18 protein-coding genes are annotated in these 21653 nt (G+C 45.0%); 15 read left to right on the top strand and 3 right to left on the bottom strand.

Annotated elements, in window-relative coordinates:
- Positions 1-3: 3 nt before the first annotated feature.
- From VST71_02540 to VST71_02470, 15 genes are all read left to right on the top strand, one after another.
- The gene (locus tag VST71_02540; GenBank protein MEC4684598.1) at positions 4-1146 is read left to right on the top strand and encodes a CapA family protein; all 1143 of its coding nucleotides are present in this window, start codon (positions 4-6) and stop codon (positions 1144-1146) included.
- Between the two features lie 29 nt (positions 1147-1175).
- Entirely contained in the window at positions 1176-2069 is an 894-nt protein-coding gene (locus VST71_02535) for a class I SAM-dependent methyltransferase (protein ID MEC4684597.1), read from the top strand.
- 146 nt (positions 2070-2215) lie between these two features.
- Positions 2216-3244: a hypothetical protein gene (locus tag VST71_02530; protein MEC4684596.1), complete on the top strand. Its 1029-nt coding sequence runs from the start codon at positions 2216-2218 to the stop codon at positions 3242-3244.
- A gap of 137 nt (positions 3245-3381) precedes the next feature.
- Positions 3382-4488 carry a glycosyltransferase gene (locus VST71_02525; protein MEC4684595.1) on the top strand — a complete coding sequence of 369 codons (1107 nt, stop codon included), beginning with the start codon at positions 3382-3384 and terminating at the stop codon, positions 4486-4488.
- 44 nt (positions 4489-4532) lie between these two features.
- Positions 4533-5747 carry a glycosyltransferase gene (locus tag VST71_02520; GenBank protein MEC4684594.1) on the top strand — a complete coding sequence of 405 codons (1215 nt, stop codon included), beginning with the start codon at positions 4533-4535 and terminating at the stop codon, positions 5745-5747.
- 187 nt (positions 5748-5934) lie between these two features.
- Positions 5935-7179, top strand: coding sequence for a glycosyltransferase family 4 protein (locus VST71_02515; protein ID MEC4684593.1), 1245 nt, complete (start codon positions 5935-5937; stop codon positions 7177-7179).
- A 199-nt stretch (positions 7180-7378) separates the two neighbouring features.
- Complete coding sequence (locus VST71_02510) at positions 7379-7909, top strand: GNAT family protein (GenBank protein ID MEC4684592.1); 531 nt, start codon at positions 7379-7381, stop codon at positions 7907-7909.
- Positions 7910-8530 carry a sugar transferase gene (locus VST71_02505; protein MEC4684591.1) on the top strand — a complete coding sequence of 207 codons (621 nt, stop codon included), beginning with the start codon at positions 7910-7912 and terminating at the stop codon, positions 8528-8530. It begins immediately after the preceding gene.
- Between the two features lie 11 nt (positions 8531-8541).
- On the top strand, positions 8542-9360 hold the full coding sequence (locus VST71_02500; GenBank protein ID MEC4684590.1) for a transketolase: 819 nt from the start codon (positions 8542-8544) through the stop codon (positions 9358-9360).
- Complete coding sequence (locus VST71_02495; protein ID MEC4684589.1) at positions 9357-10283, top strand: transketolase C-terminal domain-containing protein; 927 nt, start codon at positions 9357-9359, stop codon at positions 10281-10283. Before VST71_02500 ends, VST71_02495 begins: the two co-directional genes overlap by 4 nt.
- A gap of 2 nt (positions 10284-10285) precedes the next feature.
- On the top strand, positions 10286-11398 hold the full coding sequence (locus tag VST71_02490) for a DegT/DnrJ/EryC1/StrS family aminotransferase (GenBank protein ID MEC4684588.1): 1113 nt from the start codon (positions 10286-10288) through the stop codon (positions 11396-11398).
- A gap of 529 nt (positions 11399-11927) precedes the next feature.
- Positions 11928-12968 (top strand): glycosyltransferase, encoded by a 1041-nt coding sequence (locus VST71_02485; GenBank protein MEC4684587.1) that lies wholly within the window; start codon positions 11928-11930, stop codon positions 12966-12968.
- A gap of 41 nt (positions 12969-13009) precedes the next feature.
- Positions 13010-14761, top strand: coding sequence for a carbamoyltransferase C-terminal domain-containing protein (locus VST71_02480; protein ID MEC4684586.1), 1752 nt, complete (start codon positions 13010-13012; stop codon positions 14759-14761).
- Between the two features lie 445 nt (positions 14762-15206).
- Positions 15207-16562: a PilZ domain-containing protein gene (locus VST71_02475; GenBank protein MEC4684585.1), complete on the top strand. Its 1356-nt coding sequence runs from the start codon at positions 15207-15209 to the stop codon at positions 16560-16562.
- A gap of 27 nt (positions 16563-16589) precedes the next feature.
- Positions 16590-16799: a heavy-metal-associated domain-containing protein gene (locus VST71_02470; GenBank protein MEC4684584.1), complete on the top strand. Its 210-nt coding sequence runs from the start codon at positions 16590-16592 to the stop codon at positions 16797-16799.
- A 24-nt stretch (positions 16800-16823) separates the two neighbouring features.
- On the opposite strand, the gene pheT is transcribed toward VST71_02470, so the two are convergent.
- The 3 genes from pheT to ftsH are packed head-to-tail and all read right to left on the bottom strand — an operon-like array spanning position 16824 to position 21559.
- Entirely contained in the window at positions 16824-18896 is a 2073-nt protein-coding gene (gene pheT, locus VST71_02465; GenBank protein MEC4684583.1) for a phenylalanine--tRNA ligase subunit beta, read from the bottom strand.
- 15 nt (positions 18897-18911) lie between these two features.
- Positions 18912-19754 carry a dihydropteroate synthase gene (folP, locus tag VST71_02460; GenBank protein MEC4684582.1) on the bottom strand — a complete coding sequence of 281 codons (843 nt, stop codon included), beginning with the start codon at positions 19752-19754 and terminating at the stop codon, positions 18912-18914.
- Positions 19751-21559 carry an ATP-dependent zinc metalloprotease FtsH gene (gene ftsH / locus VST71_02455; protein MEC4684581.1) on the bottom strand — a complete coding sequence of 603 codons (1809 nt, stop codon included), beginning with the start codon at positions 21557-21559 and terminating at the stop codon, positions 19751-19753. Before ftsH ends, folP begins: the two co-directional genes overlap by 4 nt.
- Between the last annotated feature and the right edge of the window lie 94 nt (positions 21560-21653).

Genomic DNA, 21653 nt, shown 5'->3' with positions numbered 1-21653 from the left:
CCGGTGATTGATGTATTGATAGGCGGGGATGTCTGTCCAGTGGGTCGGAATGAGCCTTTTTTCAGGAAGGGAGACGCTGCGGCCGTCTTTAATGACCTGCTTGAAGAGTTTGAGAGGGCTGACCTATCTATTGTGTCCCTTGAAAGCCCTCTGATAACCAGGAATTCGCCAATTCTGAAATGCGGACCGGGATTAGGTGCTGAAAGTGATTGCATCAATGGTCTGAGGCAGGCAGAAATAGATGTTATCAATATAGCAAACAACCACATCATGGATCATGGCTCAGCCGGGTTGAAAAATACCCTGAATGTCTGTGCAGGGGCCGGGATTTCAACTGTTGGGGCAGGTGAGAATCTTGAAAAGGCAAGGCAGATACTTATCAGGAGAATCGGCAGGGTCAGGATTGGCATCCTTGCTGTTGCAGAGCATGAGTTTTCAATAGCATCAGCCAATTCTTGCGGGGCAAACCCGCTTGATATAATCGATTATGTAAGGAACGTCAGAAGTCAGAGGGATAATTTTGATTACCTTATCGTGTTGCTTCATGGAGGAAATGAAAACTATCCCTACCCGAGTCCGCGCTTACGGGAGACCTGTCGCTTTATGGTGGAGATGGGGGCGAATGCAGTGATAGTTCAACACACGCACTGTCCTGGTTGTTATGAAGAGTATCAGGGTGCTCATATTGTTTATGGTCAGGGGAACCTGATTTTTGATTGGCCGGATCAGGATAAGGCCTTCCATGAAGGGTTTTTTGTAAAACTGACGATCGCAGAAGACCTCGGTTCGACAATGGAAATAATCCCGTATTTGCAGTCGGATTTGCAACCCGGGGCCTGGAGAATGGACAAAGAGACAGAGCAGTTATTCCGTAAGTCCCTCGAAGAGCGATCCCTTTCCATCAGGGACGATGCATTTGTTCAGGCCCAATGGGTTCAGTTTTGCGAAGGGATAAAACATGAGTATCTCAGTAAGGTTCTGGCTCATAACAGGGTGCTGAGTAAGTTGAATTCACAGGGCTTTATTGTGAAGTATTTTTATACGACAAGCTCACTGACTTGCCTCCGGAATGTTATTTCCTGTGAGGCACACAGGGAAGTCCTGGAAACCATATTTGATGGCGTCGTACAAAATCGTTCTACATAATATGAGTAATCAAGGTTGCCGGAGAGCATATGCATTCTGATAAGTATTATGATTGGTCCTGCCAGCGGGTACTGAATGAAGCAGACGGATGCAGGTACGAGGATTGGGAGAACAAATCAGACGATTTTCCATTTGCGATACATCCTGAAGGGTTCCCGATATTCCTCTCTCCCCAGGAATTATACGATAGCGATGAGTATTCAGAGGGTGACCCGTATGCACTTGAAGGCAATATTGAAGATGAGTTTCACAGGCAAAGGATTGACTCAACGCTATATTTATTGAAAGCAGCGTTGGATGAAAAGATATCAGCGCCTAAAATACTGGATATCGGTTGTGGCCAGGGACATATAACCGCTGAGATTAAGAAAAACTTTCCTGATGCAGAGATTTCCGGTCTTGATTATTCAGTATCAGCAATCAGTTACGCAGCAAACAAATTCTCGGGGATTGATTTTTGTGTTGCAGATGCCTGTAATCCACCTTACTGCAGGGAATACTTTGATGTTGTGGTATGTAATAATCTGTGGGAGCACGTGCCTGACCCGCTATTGTTACTAAAAGCCATAAGAGGAATTTTAAAAAGCAGTGGTTTCCTGATTGTCTCAACCCCCAGCCGTTACCGTTTTTCAAATATATTAAGGGTGCTCAGGGGAAGAAGGATAAATCTCATGTCGCCCCATCATGTAACGGAATATTCCGTTGGGCAGGTTATGGAACAGTTGAAGTGGGGAGGGTTTGAGGTTAAGGAAATCTACAGCAAACCTGTTTCCAGCCGGGCAGGGAGTGTAAAGGCAATGGTAGCATATCACCTGATATTGCCCATTATGAGGACGTATCTGAGGGTTATGAATTCGGATCATATACTTGAAAACACGGCATTCTTTCTGGCAGAAAAAGGGGCTCTTCAGGAAACCGTGTAAGGAGTCTATGGCTATGCAGATTTCTCGCAAAGGCGCCAGGTTCGCAAAAACCTTGAAAGAAGTTTCTTTACACTACCTCTTTTTCTCGCAAAGGCGCCAAGTTCGCAAAGGGTACAAACAAAGAGATAACAGTTTGAAAGGAGTCTATGACAATACAGCTTGCAATACACAGCAGTCCCGGCAGTTTTTCCGACCGTTGGATTCAGTATTGTTCTGAACACGGAATGGATTACAGGATTGTTGACTGTTTTGATTCCGGCATAATGGAGCAACTCAAGGGAGTTGACGGCCTGCTGTGGCACTGGTACCACTCTGATCCAAAGGCCCAACTTGCAACCAGGCAGATAATAATTTCTGCAGAAAGGTTGGGTATAAAAGTCTTCCCGGATATAGCAACCTGCTGGCATTATGATGACAAGATTGGACAGAAATACCTGCTGGAATCCATTGGAGCTCCGCTTGTGCCATCCTATGTTTTTTTTGATGAAGATAAAGCAATGAGATGGATAGATAAAACCGATTTTCCCAAGGTATTCAAGTTACGTTGCGGTGCTTCTTCTGAAAATGTGAGGTTGGTCAGGACCAAAAAAGAAGCTGAAAAACTGTGTAAAAAGGCATTTTCTGTGGGGTTTCCATCCGTCAGTGGATATTTCAGTGATGTTGGGACAAAATTGAGAAAGACAGGCAGCCCTGGACAATTGATAAATAAAATAATACGTATGCCAAAAATACTTTATGCTGCCAGGAGAGAGGGGAGTTTTATCCCTGCTCAAAGAGGGTATATATATTTCCAGGATTTTCTGCCGGATAACGATTTTGACACAAGGATAACGATAATAGGAAACAGGGCTTTTGGATTTACAAGAAATACAAGGCCAAATGATTTCCGGGCGTCCGGGAGCGGTGACATAGAGTATGACCTGAAAAGAATTAATACAAGGTGTATTGAGATTGCATTTGAGACTGCGGGAAAACTTAAAACACAAAGCCTGGCTTTTGATTTTATTTTTGACCGGGAAAACAGACCGGGGATTGTTGAGGTAAGTTACTGTTATCAAAGTAAGGCTATTTATGGCTGTCCTGGCTACTGGGACAGGGAGATGAACTGGCATGTAGGGCATGTGTGGCCGGAAGATGCTATCTTGATCGATTTGCTGGAGGCGATAACTGTTTGAGTTCGGGGTGTCCGGAAAGCATTTAAAGAGAATAGATTCCGGCTTAAGGACTGCCGGAATGACAGAATGGACAGGATAATGCCAGGAATTCTATCCGCAGATTACACAGATTTCGCTGATTTCAACAGAAAACAATAATGGTCAAAATTTGCTATGTAATAGGACAGCTTAGCAGGGGAGGGGCAGAGAAGCAGCTATATGAACTTGTTAAAGGAATTAACAGGGAAAGGTTCTCTCCTGTTGTGATCAGTCTTAGCAGCGGTGGTTTCTGGACAGGGGAGTTCCGGAAGCTGAACATTCAGGTGATAGAACTTCAGAGAAGAAAAAACAGGGAGTTTACCAGACTCTTCAGGCTTATCAGGCTCTTCAGGACAATAAAACCTGATATAGTGCATACATATCTGTTTTCTGCAAATTCGTATGGAAGGATTGCGGCAATTATTGCCGGGGTGCCTGTTATTATTGCTTCTGAGCGTAGTCTGCCGGAGACTGGAAAAGATAAGAATGGGTATCAGGTTTTTCTTGATAAAATACTTGTTTTTTTTTCGCACGGGATCATATGTAATTCACTCAAAGCCTCTGAGACGCTTGTTGAAAAATACTCTTTTGATGTCAAAAAAGTCTTTACTGTACACAATGGTATAAATACAGTTGATTTCTTAAGAGAAACCGGCCTTGACACTCAAGGGAAGATAGCCCGAAAGGTAGTCGGGACAGTCGGCAGATTGCATTCCTCGAAAAACTACAGGTTATTTCTGGATATGGCAAGGATTCTCCTTGAAAATTACGGGTCCCGTAACCTGAAATTTATGATAATCGGAGATGGAGAGCTGAGGGATGAATTAGAGAGATATTCACAACAATCGGGTATTGCAGACAATGTAGTATTTACCGGTGAAAGGATCGATGTTCCTGCCATGTTGCAAGCCATGGATGTTTTTGTTATGACTTCACACTATGAGGGTTTTTCTAACGCAATTATGGAGGCAATGCTGGCAGGGCTCCCTGTTGTTGCCACTGACGCTGGTGGTAACAGCGAATTGGTTATTGATGGGGAGAATGGGTTTCTTTGTCCGTTAAATGATGCTTCCTCCCTTGCAGAGAGGGTTGCCGCTCTTCTCGGTAACGAACGTGTTGCCATGGAAATGGGAGAGAAGGGGAGGAAGAGGGTTGTAAGGGAATTTAGCGTTGAAAAGATGGTCAGGGAGACAGAAGAAATTTATAGGGTGTTTTTAGGCCGGTAACCCGGCAACAGGATGGTTTATCAGTTTGCCGTGTTTGTGAATAAATGAAACGAATTGCCTACATTACTGTAAAAGCCCCCTTTGGTACACAGGAGACTTTTATCCTGACGGAAATGCTTGCCCTCAAAGGCAGGGGTGCAGATATTCTGATTCTGCCGAGAGACAGATCAGGTGACTTATTTCACAAGGAGGCTGCCCCCCTGATTAAGGATACTTTGAGCACTCCATGGTTTGACGTTGATATTGCAAAAGATTTAATCAGCTTTATTTGCAGAAAGCCGGGTTCTTTTATTAAAATAATGTATAATATTGCCTTTAAGGCAAGGAATATAAGGATAGCGCTCAAGAACCTGATAGTATTTCCAAAGGCCGTATCCCTGTCAGAGGATATCAAAAAGGCATCCATTTCACACATTCATGCTCACTGGGCTTCAACACCCTCGACAATGGCTTATATTATTTCCAGGATCACAGGCATTCCCTGGAGTTTTACTGCCCACAGAGGGGATATTGCAGAGAATAATATCATCAACAAAAAATGTGCTTCAGCATTGTTTGTAAGGGCCATAGATGAAGAAGGTTGTAAGGATATGTTGGAGATTGCTGCTGATAGTGCACTTCAAGGGAAAATATTGACACTTCACATGGGAGTGGAAATTCCGGAGAACGCTAAAACTCCTGTAATATCGCAGGAAGTTTTTACAATTTTGTGTCCTGCTAATTTTGTGCCTAAAAAAGGACACAGATATTTATTTGAGTCCTGCAGAATACTCTCGGACAGGGGTATAAGTTTCGAATGCCTCATATCAGGAGACGGGCCGTTAGAAGATGAGTTGAAGGAGATGGTTGAAGGGCTTCCCATTGGCTGTAATATAGAGTTTTTGGGAAGACTGCCCCATGAGCAACTCCTCGGTTTATATGCTGAAGGCAGGGTTGATGCTGTTGTATTGCCAAGTATTGTAACCGGAGATGACGTAAGGGAGGGAATCCCTGTTGCTTTGATGGAGGCCATGTCATACGGTATTCCCGTTATATCAACCCGCACCGGGGGTATCCCGGAATTGCTCGGAGACGGCAGTGGGATAATGGTCAGGGAACAGGATGCGGAGTCTCTTGCCGAGGCGATTGAAAGACTTGTCAGTGATCCGGATTATTATGCGTTGACAGGCATGCGTGGAAGGAAAAAGGTGGAAAGTGATTTTAATGTATCCCTGATTTCAAAGAGATTGCTGGAGTTGTTTTCAACCGGCATTCAGTGATAAACGGTTGTTGGAAGGGATATGACAGACTCTTCACTCATTCTCGTCCCGGCTCTGCCGGGGCTCCGAGGCAGTTTTATCCTGCAATAAATGCGGATAATCCTGAAAACCGTTCAGAGTCAATCATATCCCTTCCTTTCTGTGTTTGTGGTTTTTTATCACCGAAGCGGGATTCAACTTAATAAACATGGAGATATGGCTTATACATATTGGAGAACTGCTTCCTGTTGATGGGCAGACAAGGTTGTTCCGCTACGGGATTCTGGCGGATATGCTGGCAGAACGCGGTCACAGTGTTGTCAGGTGGGCACCAACGTTTGTTCATGCTTACAAAAGACAGCGGGCTGAGAAGGACAGCGCGGTTAAAGTCAATGACCGATACAGGATTGAACTGCTGTATGCAAAAGGTTATAGAAAAAATATCAGCTTTAGCAGGCTCTGGTTTAATCATCAGATCGCCCGTGTGTTCAGACGGCGCATCAGAGATGAAAAACCTCCTGATATTATTCTCAGCGCACTGCCGGCTCCGGGGATGTGCAGGGTTGCAATAGAATATGCCGGATGTCATAATATACCGGTTGTAATTGATGTCCGTGATTTATGGCCGGATATTTTCTTGAGTGTCATTCCCCGGGGATTACGTTGGCTCGGTCAGCTTGTATTATGGCCGGCATTTAATGCCAACCGGCGTATCTTCAGGAAAGCAGATGCAGTAACAGCAGTATCTTCCGGTTACCTGGATTGGGGACTGGCTTACGCAGGCCGTGAACGTTCTGAGACAGATGCGGTATTCCCGCTGGCATCCCTGGAAAAATCCTTAAGTGAAGACCGGATAAAATCGGAAAGGCAATTTCTTCTTGACAGTGGTGTTGACCCTGAGAGTTTTATATGTTGCTTTTTTGGTCAGTTTGAAGCCTCTTATGATATTGAGACGGTGATAGATGCTGCAAGATTACTGGCACAGCCAGATGGCGGGAAAATCCAGTTCGTTCTGTGTGGCGATGGCAAAAAGATGTCTTCTTTAAGATATCGCGCCAGGGGATTAAAGAATGTAATCTTAACTGGCTGGGTTTCTCCTGCAACAATTAAAGTATTAATGGAAATGTCGGATGCCGGGTTGGCGGCATATGTCAGGAACGCTCCCCAGGGCTTGCCCAATAAGGTATTTGAATACTTCTGTGGTGGTTTACCTGTTATCTCAAGTCTTCGCGGAGAGTTGGAGTCAATTATTTCGGAAAATTATTGTGGATCTGCTTATGAGGCAGGCGATGAGGAGAGTCTTGCAAGTGCTGTTTTAAACTTATATCATAATCCCCGGCAGAGACGGCAGATGGGTGAGAATGCCCGAAGGCTGTTTGAGGAGCGTTTCTCGGCAGGGCGTGTGTATACAGGTATGATTGATTATCTGGAGAGGATTGCCGGGAAAGCCTGAATCCGGAGATGAATGGTTGTTGAAAGCGATATGACAGACTCTGAACTCATTCTCGTTCCGGCATCCGGCCGGGGCTCCGAGGCAGTTTTATCCTGCAATAAATGCGGATAAACCTGAAAACCGTTCAGAGTCTATCATATCGCTTCCTTCCGTTGTTTGAGGCTTTTTATTTCTGGATCCGGCAGAGGGCAGATTTTTTATGAAATATTTATTTTATCGCAAGGAGTCACAAGATATAAATCAGGTGGATTTGGCTTTGGAGAGTCAATATACCTTTAATCTCTGGCACCCCGGGATGTCGGGTATTGTTCCTTCGGGAATACCCCTGACACCATTTGCAGCCTGGTGGGTAATGCATTATTTGCATGTCTTCAGAAATAGAGACTACGGGCTTTTTCTCGTCTATCAGGGAGGAGTTTTGGTGCACCGGTCAGGCATATTCCCCGGTTACTTCAGGTTCCCTTTTATGTCCGGGGATGACCTCCAGATCGGAGATATATGGACTCATCCTGATCATCTGAGACGGGGTATTGCCTCGTTTGCAATACAGCAGATTCTTTTATCAGAGGGCAGGGCCGGCCGTACTTTCTGGTATGTTGTCAAGCGCGGTAATCTGTCATCAATCAGGGTAATCGAGAAGGCAGGTTTTGTTAAGGTCGGAGAAGGGGAGAGGGTGAAAAGATTCGGGTTCAGGCTTCCGGGGTATTTCAGGATAATTCAGGAGAGATGAGTGAATAAGAGATTGGACGGTTTTCTGAAAAGGACTTTTGATATAATAACCTCTCTGCTGGGGCTTGTGCTTTTTGGTCCCTTGATATTTTTTTTAATTATATTCATTAAACTTGACTCTCCGGGACCTGCCTTTTACCGTGGAGAGAGGGTTGGCAGATTTGGGAAGACTTTCAGGATTTTCAAGTTCAGGACGATGGTGGTTGATGCCGAGAAGTTTGGTGGTCCTTCAACTGCCTCTGATGACCCAAGAATTACAAGGGTTGGTAAGTTTCTCAGGAAATACAAGCTTGATGAACTGCCGCAGCTTGTTAATGTCTTAAAAGGGGAGATGAGCATTGTGGGCCCGAGGCCGGAAGTCCTGATGGAAGTAGAGACTTATACGAATGAGGAGAGAAGGATACTGGAGGTCCGGCCGGGTATTACTGACTGGGCCTCGCTTACCTTTCATAACGAAGGGGAGATTTTGAGGGGAAGCCCTGATCCCCACCAGGCATACAGGGAGAAGATCAAGCCGGAAAAGATGAGGCTTGCCTTAAAATATATTGATGAGCGCTCGTTTCTGACTGATATAAAGATAATACTTGAAACTATTCTGACACTTGTAAAGACACGGGCGTGAAAGGAACCTGCATGGAAATTGAGGATGACTTTTTGAAGTATGAAGAAATCTCCAGGAATGTCCGGCTCTCTGTACTGAATATGATCCATAAAACCGGGAGTCCTCATATCGGCCCTTGTTTTTCGATTGTCGAAATCCTTGTAGCCCTCTACTTTAAGTCTCTAAATGCTTCGCCTGAGACCACGGTTGACCCTGACAGGGACAGATTCATTCTGAGTAAGGGTCATGCCTGTCCAGCCCTGTATGCTGTCCTGTCTGAACGGGGTTTCATGAGCAGGGAAGACCTGAAAGGATTTGCCGTCAACGGTGGGACTTTGGAGCAACACCCGGCGCGGGATTTAAGCCGGGGGATAGAGGTCTCTACCGGTTCCCTGGGACATGGGCTTTCTGTTGCAGCAGGGATGGCCCTTGCAGGCAGGGTTGACAGTAAACAATATAGAGTCCATGTGTTGCTGAGTGATGGTGAATTAAATGAAGGCTCGGTCTGGGAGGCCGTTATGTTTGCCGGGCACCATAAGCTTGATAATCTGACGGCCCTTGTGGATTATAACAGGATGCAGGCCCTGGGAGGCACAGAGGATATACTGGGACTGGAACCCCTTGGAGAAAAATGGAGGGCGTTTGGATGGCACGTACAGGAAATAGACGGGCACGATTTCAGGCAGATTTTCAATGCCCTGAGCTCTCTGTCATCTGAAAAACCAAATGTCCTGATCCTGAATACAGTGAAGGGGAAGGGTGTATCATTTATGGAAAACCAGGTGCTTTGGCATTATCGTTCGCCGGATGATGAGGAGTATGAAGGAGCCTTGAAGGAATTGCTTCAGTGAAAAAGACATTTGTGAAGACACTTGAGGAATTGTCTCAAAAGGAGAAGGATCTTTTAGTTCTTACCGCTGACCTGGGGTTTAAACTTTTTGATGATTTTAAGGCAGGATGCCCTGACAGGTTTTATAATGCAGGAGTTGCTGAGGCCAACATGGTTGGTATAGCTGCCGGGCTCTCTTTATGCGGCAAGAATGTTTATTGCTATTCGATTATTCCGTTTCTGGTAATGAGGGCATTTGAACAGATAAGGGTTGACATTGCTTATCATAATTTAAATGTAAAACTCGTTGGTGTAGGTGGGGGATTCACCTATGGTTTTGAAGGGTTTACACATTTTGGCCTGGAAGACCTCTCTTTGATGACTTCCCTGCCGAATATGACGGTAGTCGTCCCTGCCGACCCTCTTGAGGCCAAAGCCATTGCAGAGATTTCTCTGGAGTATGACAGTCCAATGTATATCAGGTTGGGAAGCACGGGCGGGCCCGTAATCCATGATAAAACTCCTGACCTGAAGATCGGCCAGGCAATGATATTGAGAGAGGGAAGGGATGTTGCTGTATTTGCAACAGGTGATATGGTCCATACAGGAGTGCAGGTTGTTGATATGCTGACCGAAGGAGGAATCAGCGCTTCAATGGTTAATGTTCATACACTTAAGCCCCTGGATACAGAGACTATCCTTCAGATTGCATCAACACATCATGCCATCTTCTCCATCGAGGAACACAATATCAGTGGAGGACTTGGCTCAGCAGTCTCCGAAGTGCTTGCAGAGAGTGGATACAGCGGGGTCTTTAAAAGATTTGGCATCAGAGAAGGTTTGGCCCGGCATCTGGTTGGTAAGGCGGATTTTCTCAAAGAACATCACGGACTCACTCCGCAAAAGATTTATGAAAAAATTTCAGATTTAATAAAGGGGGTATGACAATGCAGTGGAAGGTGAAATTTTTTGATTATCCACTGCAGTTTAATGCCCACGAGGCAGAGTATATTGAAATAATAAGAGGTGTGCTTTCCCGGGGGGCATTCATTCTTGGTGAGGACCTTTCAAGGTTTGAAGAGAACTTTGCGGAATTCATTGGGAGTAATTTTGCAGTCGGAGTCAGTTGCTGTACGGATGCCATGCTCCTGTCCCTTTATGCTGCCGGTGTAGGGCCCGGTGATGAGGTTATATCCGTCTCCCATACTTTTGTGGCAACAATTGAAGTTATTAAATTCCTGGGAGCAAAAACCGTTTTTGTGGATATTGCCGATGACCATAATATGGATGTGGACCTCGTAGAGTCTGCCATTACACCAAAAACAAAGGCCATAATCCCTGTTCATCTCAATGGCAGGATCTGCAGCAAGATGGATAAACTGGTAGCCCTTGCCGAAAGATATAACCTTGCAGTTATTGAAGACGCTGCCCAGGCCCTTGGTGCCACTTATAAGGGTAGGGGGGCAGGGACTTTCGGACTGACCGGGTGTTTCAGTTTTTATCCTGCTAAGCTTTTGGGAACATTTGGAGATGCCGGTGCAGTTGTTACCGATGACGAGGCATTTGCCGGAAAGATAAGAATGCTCAGGAATCACGGGAGGGGAAAGGGGACGGATATAAACTTCTGGGGACTTAACTGCCGTATGGATAACCTCCATGCAGCCATTCTTGATTTCAAACTGCCTGGATTGGGCGACAGGATAAAGAGACGCCGGGAGCTTGCTGCGAGTTATCATGAAGGGCTTTCCGGTCTTAAGGAATTAAGGCTGCCCCCTCCGCCGGTAGAGGATGACGAGCATTATGACGTCTTTCAGAACTATGAAATCGAGGCTGAAACAAGGGACGAATTGATGTCATATCTCAGGGAAAACGGTGTCGAGGTGGTAGTCCAGTGGGGTGGAAAGGCAGTTCATCAATTCAAGGCCCTTGGTCTGGGTAATTTTAGTCTTCCGCGGACTGAAGAGTTTTTTAAGAAGGCATTGCTGCTTCCATTGTATCCGGAACTGGGGGATGATCAGGTCTTATATGTTGTGCAGAAAATAAGAGAGTTTTATGGGTGATGGATGAAGATATGCAGGGATTGCTATCTCATCCTCAAAGTGTTCCTTCATATGAATGAGCCTGGCAAATACATTTCAGGATGTGGCGATATCGTTATGAGCAATTCAGTTGATGATGTAGTCCCTGAAATCAAGAAGATAGCCCCAGGTTCTAATCAGCCCTAAGCATCTCTTTGACATAGGCATCTCTGACACTTGACTTATGTTGCTGAATTGAGATAACTTAAATTGCCGAGGTAGGGTATTCGGGTACTTGGGGGAGATTATCAGAATCTGTCAAAGAAGTTATTCCACGATTAACCCCCCTTATGCCTTGAACCAGAATGACTAATTATGAAATGAAGATTGAGCCTGGATAGCTCAGGTCATTTTTTTACAAAATCGAACCAATTTTTTACGATTAGGTGTAGACAAAGGTCTTCCCGTATTGATATTCTCATGCAGGGCATTGGATATACCAAATGGTGGTGTGTCCGGGATTACAGCAAATACAGGACAAATAAGGGCATTCCCTATAAAATAGAAAGTTATGAACCATATCCTACTGCTAACTACCTTGCCATTTTTTGCATCCTTTGTAATCCAGTTTATAGTAATAAGGAATTTCCACATCCGGTCATTCTGTATTGACCATGCAGATACTGATAAGCCTCAGAGATTCCATGATGTGCCAACCCCGAGGGCTGGAGGGCTGGGAATAGTTATTGCTGTAATAGTCGGGTTGAGTATGTTTGGGAAAGAAGGGGAGTATCTTGCTCTGTCAGCACTGCCTGCATTTGTAATTGGGTTTTATGAGGATGTAACGTCAAACATCAGTCCGAGGTTGAGGCTCTCAATAATAATGGTGGGTGCCGTACTGGCTATGGTTCTGATGGATAGTATAGTTTATGATTTAGGGCTGCTGAGAATGCCGTTATGGATGGCAATTCCTTTTACCATAATTGCCGTTGCAGGGTTATCCAATGCCATTAATATAATAGACGGGTTTAACGGCCTTGCCTCCGGGGTATCGATTATTATCCTGTTATCGTTTGCTGCGGCATCTTATCTTTACGGAGATCAATTGATGTTGGGAGTATGCACTGTACTTATTGTTGCAATAGCAGGTTTTTTTGTATGGAATTTCCCCAGGGGCAGAATATTTCTTGGAGACGGCGGTGCCTATTTTATCGGCTTTATACTTGCCGAGATATCCATACTCCTTGTAAAGAGGAATCCCGGTATATCGCCCTGGTTTCCCCTGGTTATACTTGCCTATCCGATATTTGAGCTTTTTTTCTCGGTTTACAGGAAGAAATTCAAGCGGGGCCTTTCAGCATTCAAGCCCGACGGAGTGCACTTTCATATGCTTATTTACAGGCGAATAGCAAGGAGTAACCCGAAGACCTCCGTCTATATCTGGGTGTTGGTTGCAATATTTAATGTTATGGCCTTTCCATTTCATTCAAACACCCCTGTGTTACTCTTCATATTCTTTCTCTTTTCAGTTAGTTATCTTTATCTCTACAGAAGGATTGTGAGGTTTAAAAATTGGGGAGTTGGTGAAAAGTTGGTTGCTCCCAGGGTGTGACAAGTATGAAGATATCGATTTTTTGGGAATACGGAGGCTAAATGATTATTCTTGGTTTAAATGCCTATTATGGCGATTCCTCGGCCTGTATTGTGGCGGATGGAGAGTTAATTGCCGCTGCTGAGGAGGAACGGTTTACAAGGATAAAACACTGGGCAGGCTTTCCGTCTGAGGCGATAATATACTGCCTTAATGAGGCTGGAATCGAGTTTAAGGATATAGATCATATAGCCGTTAACAGGAAACCCAATGCTAATCTTTTAAAGAAAGCGTTATTTGCCTTTTCGAAACGGCCTTCTCTGAAATCGGTTGCTTACCGTCTTAAAAATGCTAATAGAATCAGAGACATTGGTGAAGTCTTGAACCGTGAGTTGAGTTTTATGTGTCAAAAGATAAAGGCTGAGGTTCATAATGTGGAACATCATGTGGCCCATTTGTCGAGTTCTTTTTTTGTTTCCCCATTTAGGGAGGCCGCACTCGTTTCAGTGGATTGCTTTGGTGATTTTGTGGGGACGATGTGGGGGAAAGGTGTGGATAATATGCTGGAGGTTGGAGACAGGGTGTTTTTTCCGCATTCGCTGGGGCTTTTTTATCTGTCCGTCACTCAGTATTTAGGATTTTTCAGATATGGTGACGAGCATAAGGTTATGGGGTTGGCTGCACATGGTGACCCTGAATTCATGAAAGAAATGAGAGAGATTCTCAAAGTTGATAAAAATGGTGGTTTCAATCTTAATCTGGACTTCTTTACACACCATTCTCAAGGTGTTGCCATGACCTGGGATGACAAGGAACCAAGCATGGGAGCTGTTTTTTCCAGGAAACTTGAAGACTTGTTAGGGCCGGCACGGAAGAGAGGAGCAGAGATTAACGAAAGGCACAAGAACATTGCTGCCTCTCTTCAGAAGAGATATGAGGAGGTCTTTTTTCACATCCTGAACATGGTCTATAAAGAAACCAGGTGTCCTAACCTGGTTCTATCCGGTGGCTGTGCGATGAACAGTATGGCAAACGGCAAGATATTTGATAGTACTCCTTTCAGGGAAGTCTATATACAGCCGGCTGCAGGAGATGCAGGCGGAGCCATTGGAGCGGCTTTTTATGTCTGGAATCAGCTCCTGGGTATGCCCCGATCATTTGTGCTTGATAAGCCTTACCTTGGACCGGGATATAGTGACTATAAAATAAAACAGGTTCTTGACAGCCATGCATCTGAAATAGAGAAGGGAAATTGTCATATAAGAAAGATGGAAGAAACAATTGATCTTTGCCGGGATACAGCCGGAGCTATAGCGGATGGTAATGTTGTAGGCTGGTTTCAGGGAAGAATGGAGTGGGGACCACGGGCTCTCGGAAACAGGAGTATAGTCTGTGACCCCCGCAGGCACGACATGAAAGATATCCTGAACTCAAAGATCAGGAGTCGGGAGTCTTTCAGGGCTTTTGCGCCCTCAATTCAACTTGAGACAACAGGTGAATACTTTGAAACAGATTATCCGGATCCATTTATGCTCAAGGTTTATAAGATCAGACCGGAAAAGAGGGATATCATTCCTGCTGTTACTCATGTGGATGGCTCCGGCAGGCTCCAGACAGTGAAGCAGGAAGATAACCCCCTGTATTGGCAACTAATCGAGGAATTTAGAAAAATCACAGATGTGCCTGTGGTTCTTAATGCATCGTTTAATGAGAATGAGCCAATCGTCCGCCAGCCTGAAGAGGCACTGGATTGCTTTTTGAAGACAAAAATGGATGTGCTGGTGATGGGAAATTTCTTTATAAGCAGGACCTGAGGATTCCCTCGCAAAAGTCCAGGCCCCTTTATGTTTTTGTCAGTCTTCCGGGTAGCCTACCATTATAAAGTTAAATTCTGCTATTATAAATGATAATGATACGTTGATAATTAGAAAACCTCGGGGTGAACTAATAATTCCCCATCAAATAATGGCTGTTGCTTTAATAAAGAATTTAAGACCTGAAGAATTCTCCCCTGGTACAGATAGACCTTAATGTTGCTGGAATACAAGTAGTTCTGCTTGCCTGTTGTGTGCAGTTTTTTTATGCAACTGCAAGCTAAACCTTATTAGGAGAAAAACAACCACTAAACCGATAATGGCATATTCTCTAACATTATTCCTTGCTTTTTTTACTTCACTGATAATAACCGTCCTTATACTGCCCAGACTGTCTAATATTGCCTTAAAAATTGGTCTGCTCGATTTTCCGGGACAGAGGAAGATGCATAGCAATCCAAGGCCTCTGGTTGGTGGTCTGGGAATGATGATGGCCCTTTCCGTTACCTGTCTTTTGTTTGTTCCTTTCTCAAACCTTAGAGGATTTTATGCCGGGATAGCCATGCTTGCAATTGTCGGTTTTCTGGATGATTTCAGAGAACTGAATCACCGATGGAAATTTGTAGCACAGATAGTAGCATCAATTTTTATGATATATTTCAGCAATAATATTGTCCTGACATTAGGAGACATTTTTGCAATAGGTCCTATAGAGGTTAATGGCATTTTAGCTGTTCCCTTAACGATCTTTTTCACCGTGGGTGTTATTAATGCAATCAACATGATTGATGGACTGGATGGCCTTGCCGGGGGCATTTCTCTTATAGCATTTATTGCATTTGCCGTACTTGCATACATAAATAGACAGACGGAGCTGGTCTTATTGAGCGTTGCCCTAACCGGGGCTGTGCTTGGTTTTCTCAAATATAACTGGCCCCCGTCAAAGTTATTTATGGGGGATGCAGGAAGTCTTGCTCTTGGATTTTCCCTGGTTTTTCTTTCGATATCAATAAGTCAGAAGGAAAACAGCCTTGTCTCACCTGTCGTCCCTATGTTAGTTCTTGCTGTGCCTATTGTAGATACTATAACTGTTATGATAAAGCGGTTGTTGAGAGGCAGGAGCCCTTTCAAGGCTGATAAGTACCATCTGCACCATATTACCATGAAATACGGCTACAGGAAAAGGACTACCGTCAGGATCATCCTTTTGGTATCTTGCATGTTCGCTGCTATCGGTATTATCGGGGTAACACTGGATATACCCGACTACCGCTTGTTCCTAATATTCTCAGCTTATTTTGGTTTATATTTTGCCACATCATTCTTTATCAGAAAGCTCCTGATACTCCGGTTGAGGTTTATAAGAAAGAGGAGACGGACAGGCAGAAAGATGTGGAAGGTTTTGATAGTTTTAATTAAACTTAAGGAAGCCTTAAGGGCTATAAAGAGGACAAACAGATACAGTGTAAAACTGCCTTTTTCATGCTCCCGCATCAATGGGGAAGAGACTTTTTTCGGTACAGTAATAAATATCGGCACCTGTGGCTTTTCAGCCAGCCTGAAAGATTTAATTCTCTTGAGAGAGAAGCTGGAAGTGGTTATCTATTTGCAGGAAGAAGAAAAGGAAATCAGCTTTTTTGTAACTGTAGCAGTTGCGTGGCTTTCCAGGGAAGATAAAGGTTACTTGTACGGATTTAAGTTTATCAATATGGACAAGTCTCAGGCCAGGGTTTTAAAGGATTATCTGGCAAGCCTTGAGAAGAGAAATAAAAAAGTTCCCCCCTTTGGCAAAAGGGGATGAGCTATTACAAAAATAGGAGGTTGAGGTATGGCTGAGATAACATTGGAGATTGAAGGCATGACTTGTCAACACTGTGTTATGAGGGTGAAGAAGGCGATTGACGGGATTGATGGTGTAAGCTCTTCGGATGTTTCCACCGGTTCTGCAAGAGTTGTTTATGATGAGTCGAAGACGGACAGGGATATCATAGAGAAGGCAGTGCAGGATGCAGGCTATAAAGTAAGGAGTGTGCGGTAATCGGTAAACAAAGGGGACGTCTCCCTATAAACTCCTGAGCTGACCCCCTGTCTTTTTTATGATATAAGTGATTATCTCCTGATGGAGGCGGTCAACTTCATCATCAGTAAGAGTTCTATCCTTTGCCCTGTATTGGATGGTAAAGCCGAGAGACCTCTTCCCTGCTGGAATATTTTTCCCTTGGTAGAGGTCAAAGAGCCATGAGTCCTCTATCAGTTCAGAGGGGAACGACCTGACAAGTTCAAGTATCTCTTCTGAGGCTATTGTGCTGTCGACAAGGAGTGATATGTCCCGCTGTATATAAGGAAAACGGGGTAGGGCAGTGTATGTAATCTCTCTTCCGGTGTGTTCAACAAGACTCACGAGGTCCAGTTCAAATACCCCTATTTCAGATTTTATATGTTTGATGTCAAGAGCATTTTTTATCTCGGGTGAGAGGCAGCCCACATAACCGGCCCTTTTGGCTCCTGCATAAATATCCGCTGACTTGCCTGGATGCAGAAAAGGTTCTGTTGTTACGGAAAAGGTGCAGGAACTGATCAGATTTGACTGGAAGGCCTTCTCGATAATGCCCTTTAGTATATAGTAGACTTCAACTCTATCCTCCCAGAGTTTCTGACCGTGCTGGTAAAGATAGATTGCTCCAAGGACGGGTTTTTCACAGGGCAGTTTTTCTCCCTTGTTTATGAAGACCCTTGAGACCTCAAAGAGCTTTATATCACGGATTCCCTGATTCAGGTTGTGGATGAGATTTTCAACAAGGGAAGGCAGAAGAAATGTCCTCATGGAAGGGTTTTCTTTCCTGAGGGGGTTTATCAGGGTCACGGTCTTTCTTCTCTCATCGGTCCCGGAGATATTTAATATATCAAGCAATCGGGGGTTCATAAAGCTGAAATTGATTGCCTCATTAAATCCTGATGTCCTTACGATTGTTTTTATTTTGTTTAGTCTGCTTTTTTGTTCAGTCCGCTTAACCAGGGAATCAGGAGAAACCTGTCCAATCGGTGCCAGAGGTATTTGTTCCGGTATCTTTTCATACCCATAATGCCTTCCAACTTCCTCTATGAGGTCTGTTTCATCCTTAATATCGACCCGGTAAGATGGAACGGTCAGCAGGACGTCGCTCTCACTTGTGGAACTAATGGAGAAGCCGAGCAGCTCAAGGATATTCAGGACATCCCTTTTGAGAATGTTAATCCCTAAAACCCGGGATATCCTCCTGTATCGAAGCCTTATTTCCGTCTTTTTCAGTTTTGCCGGATAGATATCGATCTTTTTCGATACAACGCCTTCACAAAGGTTTTTTATAAGGTAGGCAGCCCTGTCCAGGGCAACAGAGAGCCCTTCAACGTCAGTACCCCTTTCGAATCTGTATGATGCCTCTGTCTTTAATCCAAGCAGCCTTGATGTCCGTCTGATGGATTCAGGTTTAAAGTATGCACTTTCAAGAAAAATATTTGTGGTCTCCTCAGACACCTCTGTCTCCAGCCCACCCATAATACCTGCTATGGCAACCGGCCTTTCAGCATCCCAGATCAGCAGTCCTTCCCGATGTATGGTCCTTTCAGTATTGTCGAGAGTTTTGAACTGAAGTGTTTTTCCTGCGTTATTGACCCTGATGGTCTTTCCACGGAGTTTGTCAAGATCAAAGGCATGCAGGGGATGGCCGAGTTCCATGAGGACGTAATTTGTAATATCCACTATATTATTTACAGGGCGTATGCCTGAGAGCTCAAGCCTCTTCTTTATCCAGTCAGGAGACTCCCCTGTCCTGATGCCCCTTATTATCCTTCCTGTGTAGCGGTTGCAGAAAGGAGAATCAATGGTAACCTGAAAATCTTCTTCGAGTTCATCCTCTACATGATAGTCCGGAAATTTCAGTGTCCTTCCGGTTGCCGCCCTCAGTTCTCTGGCAATGCCGATAACACTCAGACAATCAGGTCTGTTGGGTGTTATATTGACCTCAAATATGGCAGTGCCGTCTGATGTCTCTTCTCCCTCGACTTCAAGTCCTATCATTGTAAGCATATCAGAGATCTCTTTGATGCCCTCTTTGATTTCAATAAAATCCTTTAACCATTCAACAGGTAAAAGCATGGAATCTCCTTATTGTCAAATTTCCTCTCTCCTGATGGCATCAGCAACCTTTACTACACGTGCCATCTCTCTAACATCGTGAACCCTCACTATATTGGCTCCCTTCATTACTGATATGGCAACAGCCGACGCAGTGCCTTCCAGCCGTTCTGAAGCCGGTGCATTGTTGAGAATCCTGCCGATAAATGATTTCCTCGATGCCCCAATAAGGACAGGCCGGCAAAGGGGCGATAGTCTGTCGAGGTTATTTATAATCTGCAGGTTATGTTCAAGGGTCTTGCCGAAGCCTATGCCCGGGTCTATGACAATCCTCTCTTTTGCAATGCCACACTCTGTGGCTATATTGATGCCCTCTTTCAGGTAATCCGTAATCTCGGGAAAGAGGTCAGTATATACCGGGTTTTTCTGCATGTTCCGCGGAGTCCCCTTTATGTGCATCAGCACAAGGGCAACATCATATTGTGAAAGGGTAGGGGCCATTTCAGGGTCAAACCTCAGGCCGCTTATATCATTAACCATGGCAGCCCCGGCCTCAATAGCCCTCCTTGCAACCTCCGACTTGTATGTGTCAATTGATACGGGTATCCTGAGTCTTCCTGCTATCGCTTCAATAACAGGTACTGTTCTTCGTAATTCTTGCTCAAGAGATACCGGCTCGGAACCAGGTCTTGTGGATTCGCCGCCGATATCGATTATATCCGCCCCTTCAGCCTCCATACGGAGCGCCCTCTCTATGGCGCTGCTTCCATCCAGGAACTGACCGCCATCAGAGAAGGAATCGGGAGTGACGTTCAGTATTCCCATCACATAAGTCTTTTGGGAGAAATCAAGGGAGAAGTTGCGGAAGGATAACCTCAAGCCTCTACTGTCCTCTCCCGTTTCACCTCTTCTATGAGGGCATCTATTTCCTTGGAATCAAGGGTCTCTTTTTCAAGGAGTAACTTGGCAAGGGCCTCAAGAAGATCCGAGTTTTCCGTAAGGAGATTCTTGGCATTGCGGTACGCCTCCTTGACAATGCTCTTTATCTCCTCATCAATCTCTTCAGCGGTCTTTTCGCTGTAATCTTTGCTCTTGGATATCTCTTTACCGAGGAAGATGTGCTCTTCTTTTTTTCCAAAGGTGAGGGGGCCAAGTTTTTCGCTCATACCCCATTCGCATACCATCTTCCTGACGAGTTCGGTTGCCCTCTCCAGGTCGTTACCTGCCCCGGTAGTCAGATGTTTCAGTGCGACCTCTTCAGCTGCCCGGCCGCCAAGCAGGACCCTGAGTGTCTTCAGGAGATACTCCCTGGAATAGGTATACCTGTCATCAAGGGGTAATTGCTGTGTTATCCCAAGCGCCCTTCCCCTCGGGATTATGCTGACCTTGTGAATAGGGTCTGTTCCGGGTATAAGCTTTGCAACAAGTGTATGACCTGCCTCGTGGTAAGCAGTATTTTTCTTTTCTTCATCACTGATAATCATGCTCCTCCGTTCAACACCCATAAGGACCTTGTCCTTGGCCTCGTCAAAGTCTTCCATTTCAACCACATCTTTTGACCTCCTTGCAGCAAGCAGGGCAGCCTCATTTACGAGGTTGGCAAGGTCTGCACCTGTAAATCCCGGAGTAGACCTTGCAATAACCTCAAGCTCGACGTTTTCAGCCAAAGGTATCTTCTTGACATGTACCTTCAGGATCTCAAGCCTACCCTTTACATCCGGTGTGGAGACCACAACCTGGCGGTCAAACCTTCCAGGCCGCATAAGGGCCGGGTCCAGGACGTCGGGCCTGTTTGTAGCGGCTACTACTATAATCCCCTCCTTGCCCTCAAAGCCGTCCATCTCTACAAGGAGCTGATTGAGTGTCTGCTCTCTCTCATCGTGTCCACCGCCAAGACCTGCGCCTCTATGACGTCCGACTGCGTCTATTTCATCTATGAATATAATACAGGGTGCAGTCTTTTTTGCCTGCTCAAAGAGGTCCCTGACCCTTGAAGCGCCGACCCCCACGAACATTTCAACAAATTCCGAGCCCGATATGGAGTAGAAGGGCACATTTGCCTCTCCTGCAATGGCCTTTGCAAGAAGGGTCTTGCCTGTGCCTGGTGATCCGACAAGCAATACCCCCTTGGGAATCTTTCCTCCAAGCCTTGTCATTTTCTGGGGGTCCTTCAGATACTCGATAATCTCCTGTACTTCCGTCTTTGCCTCTTCTATTCCGGCAATATCCTGAAACGTGACCTTTCCTGACTTGTCAGAGACGAGTTTGGCCTTGGCCTTTCCAAAAGACAGGGCCTTGTTTCCTCCCATCTGCATCTGCCGCATAAAGAATATCCAGATGAGGGCCAAAAATATTATAGGACCCCAGGAGAAGAAGAATGTTATATACCATGGATTCTGTGCCGGTGGTTTGACCACTATATTTACATTTTTGTTTCTTAGCTCATTGATGAAATCAGGGTACTTTTCCACATAGGTTCTAAACTTTGTTCCATCCTTGAGAGTTCCGGTTACCTCATTCTCTTTTATGGATATCTCATCTACCTGGCCTGAGTCCACACTGGATATAAAGTCTGAAAAGGTTAGTTCCTTGTATGTTTTCCTTGGTGTGCTGATAAGGTCAAATAGGAGGATCATAAGCGCACCTATGAGTAACCATATGAAAATACTTCTATAAATATTCAAATTAACCTCCGTTGTTTTAAGACAGGTAAGACCCGTCCATGATCGATGACATGACCCAGGGCCGGAGAGCATAAGAGCAGCGGACCCCAAAGCC

The sequence above is a fragment of the Nitrospirota bacterium genome, from assembly GCA_035873375.1.
In the GTDB taxonomy this organism is placed as follows: Bacteria; Nitrospirota; Thermodesulfovibrionia; order Thermodesulfovibrionales; family JdFR-85; genus BMS3Bbin07.
The sequence above is the reverse complement of the archived record's forward strand: the minus strand, read 5'-3'. Positions and strand labels throughout refer to the sequence as shown.

Coding starts and splice junctions, on each gene's coding strand:
- VST71_02530 (MEC4684596.1), top strand. CDS start 2,216: ATGACAATACAGCTTGCAATACACAGCAGTCCCGGCAGTTTTTCCGAC.
- VST71_02525 (MEC4684595.1), top strand. CDS start 3,382: ATGGTCAAAATTTGCTATGTAATAGGACAGCTTAGCAGGGGAGGGGCA.
- VST71_02485 (MEC4684587.1), top strand. CDS start 11,928: ATGAACCATATCCTACTGCTAACTACCTTGCCATTTTTTGCATCCTTT.
- VST71_02520 (MEC4684594.1), top strand. CDS start 4,533: ATGAAACGAATTGCCTACATTACTGTAAAAGCCCCCTTTGGTACACAG.
- VST71_02475 (MEC4684585.1), top strand. CDS start 15,207: ATGCATAGCAATCCAAGGCCTCTGGTTGGTGGTCTGGGAATGATGATG.
- VST71_02515 (MEC4684593.1), top strand. CDS start 5,935: ATGGAGATATGGCTTATACATATTGGAGAACTGCTTCCTGTTGATGGG.
- VST71_02490 (MEC4684588.1), top strand. CDS start 10,286: ATGCAGTGGAAGGTGAAATTTTTTGATTATCCACTGCAGTTTAATGCC.
- VST71_02500 (MEC4684590.1), top strand. CDS start 8,542: ATGGAAATTGAGGATGACTTTTTGAAGTATGAAGAAATCTCCAGGAAT.
- VST71_02470 (MEC4684584.1), top strand. CDS start 16,590: ATGGCTGAGATAACATTGGAGATTGAAGGCATGACTTGTCAACACTGT.
- VST71_02535 (MEC4684597.1), top strand. CDS start 1,176: ATGCATTCTGATAAGTATTATGATTGGTCCTGCCAGCGGGTACTGAAT.
- VST71_02510 (MEC4684592.1), top strand. CDS start 7,379: ATGAAATATTTATTTTATCGCAAGGAGTCACAAGATATAAATCAGGTG.
- pheT (MEC4684583.1), bottom strand. CDS start 18,896: ATGCTTTTACCTGTTGAATGGTTAAAGGATTTTATTGAAATCAAAGAG.
- VST71_02480 (MEC4684586.1), top strand. CDS start 13,010: ATGATTATTCTTGGTTTAAATGCCTATTATGGCGATTCCTCGGCCTGT.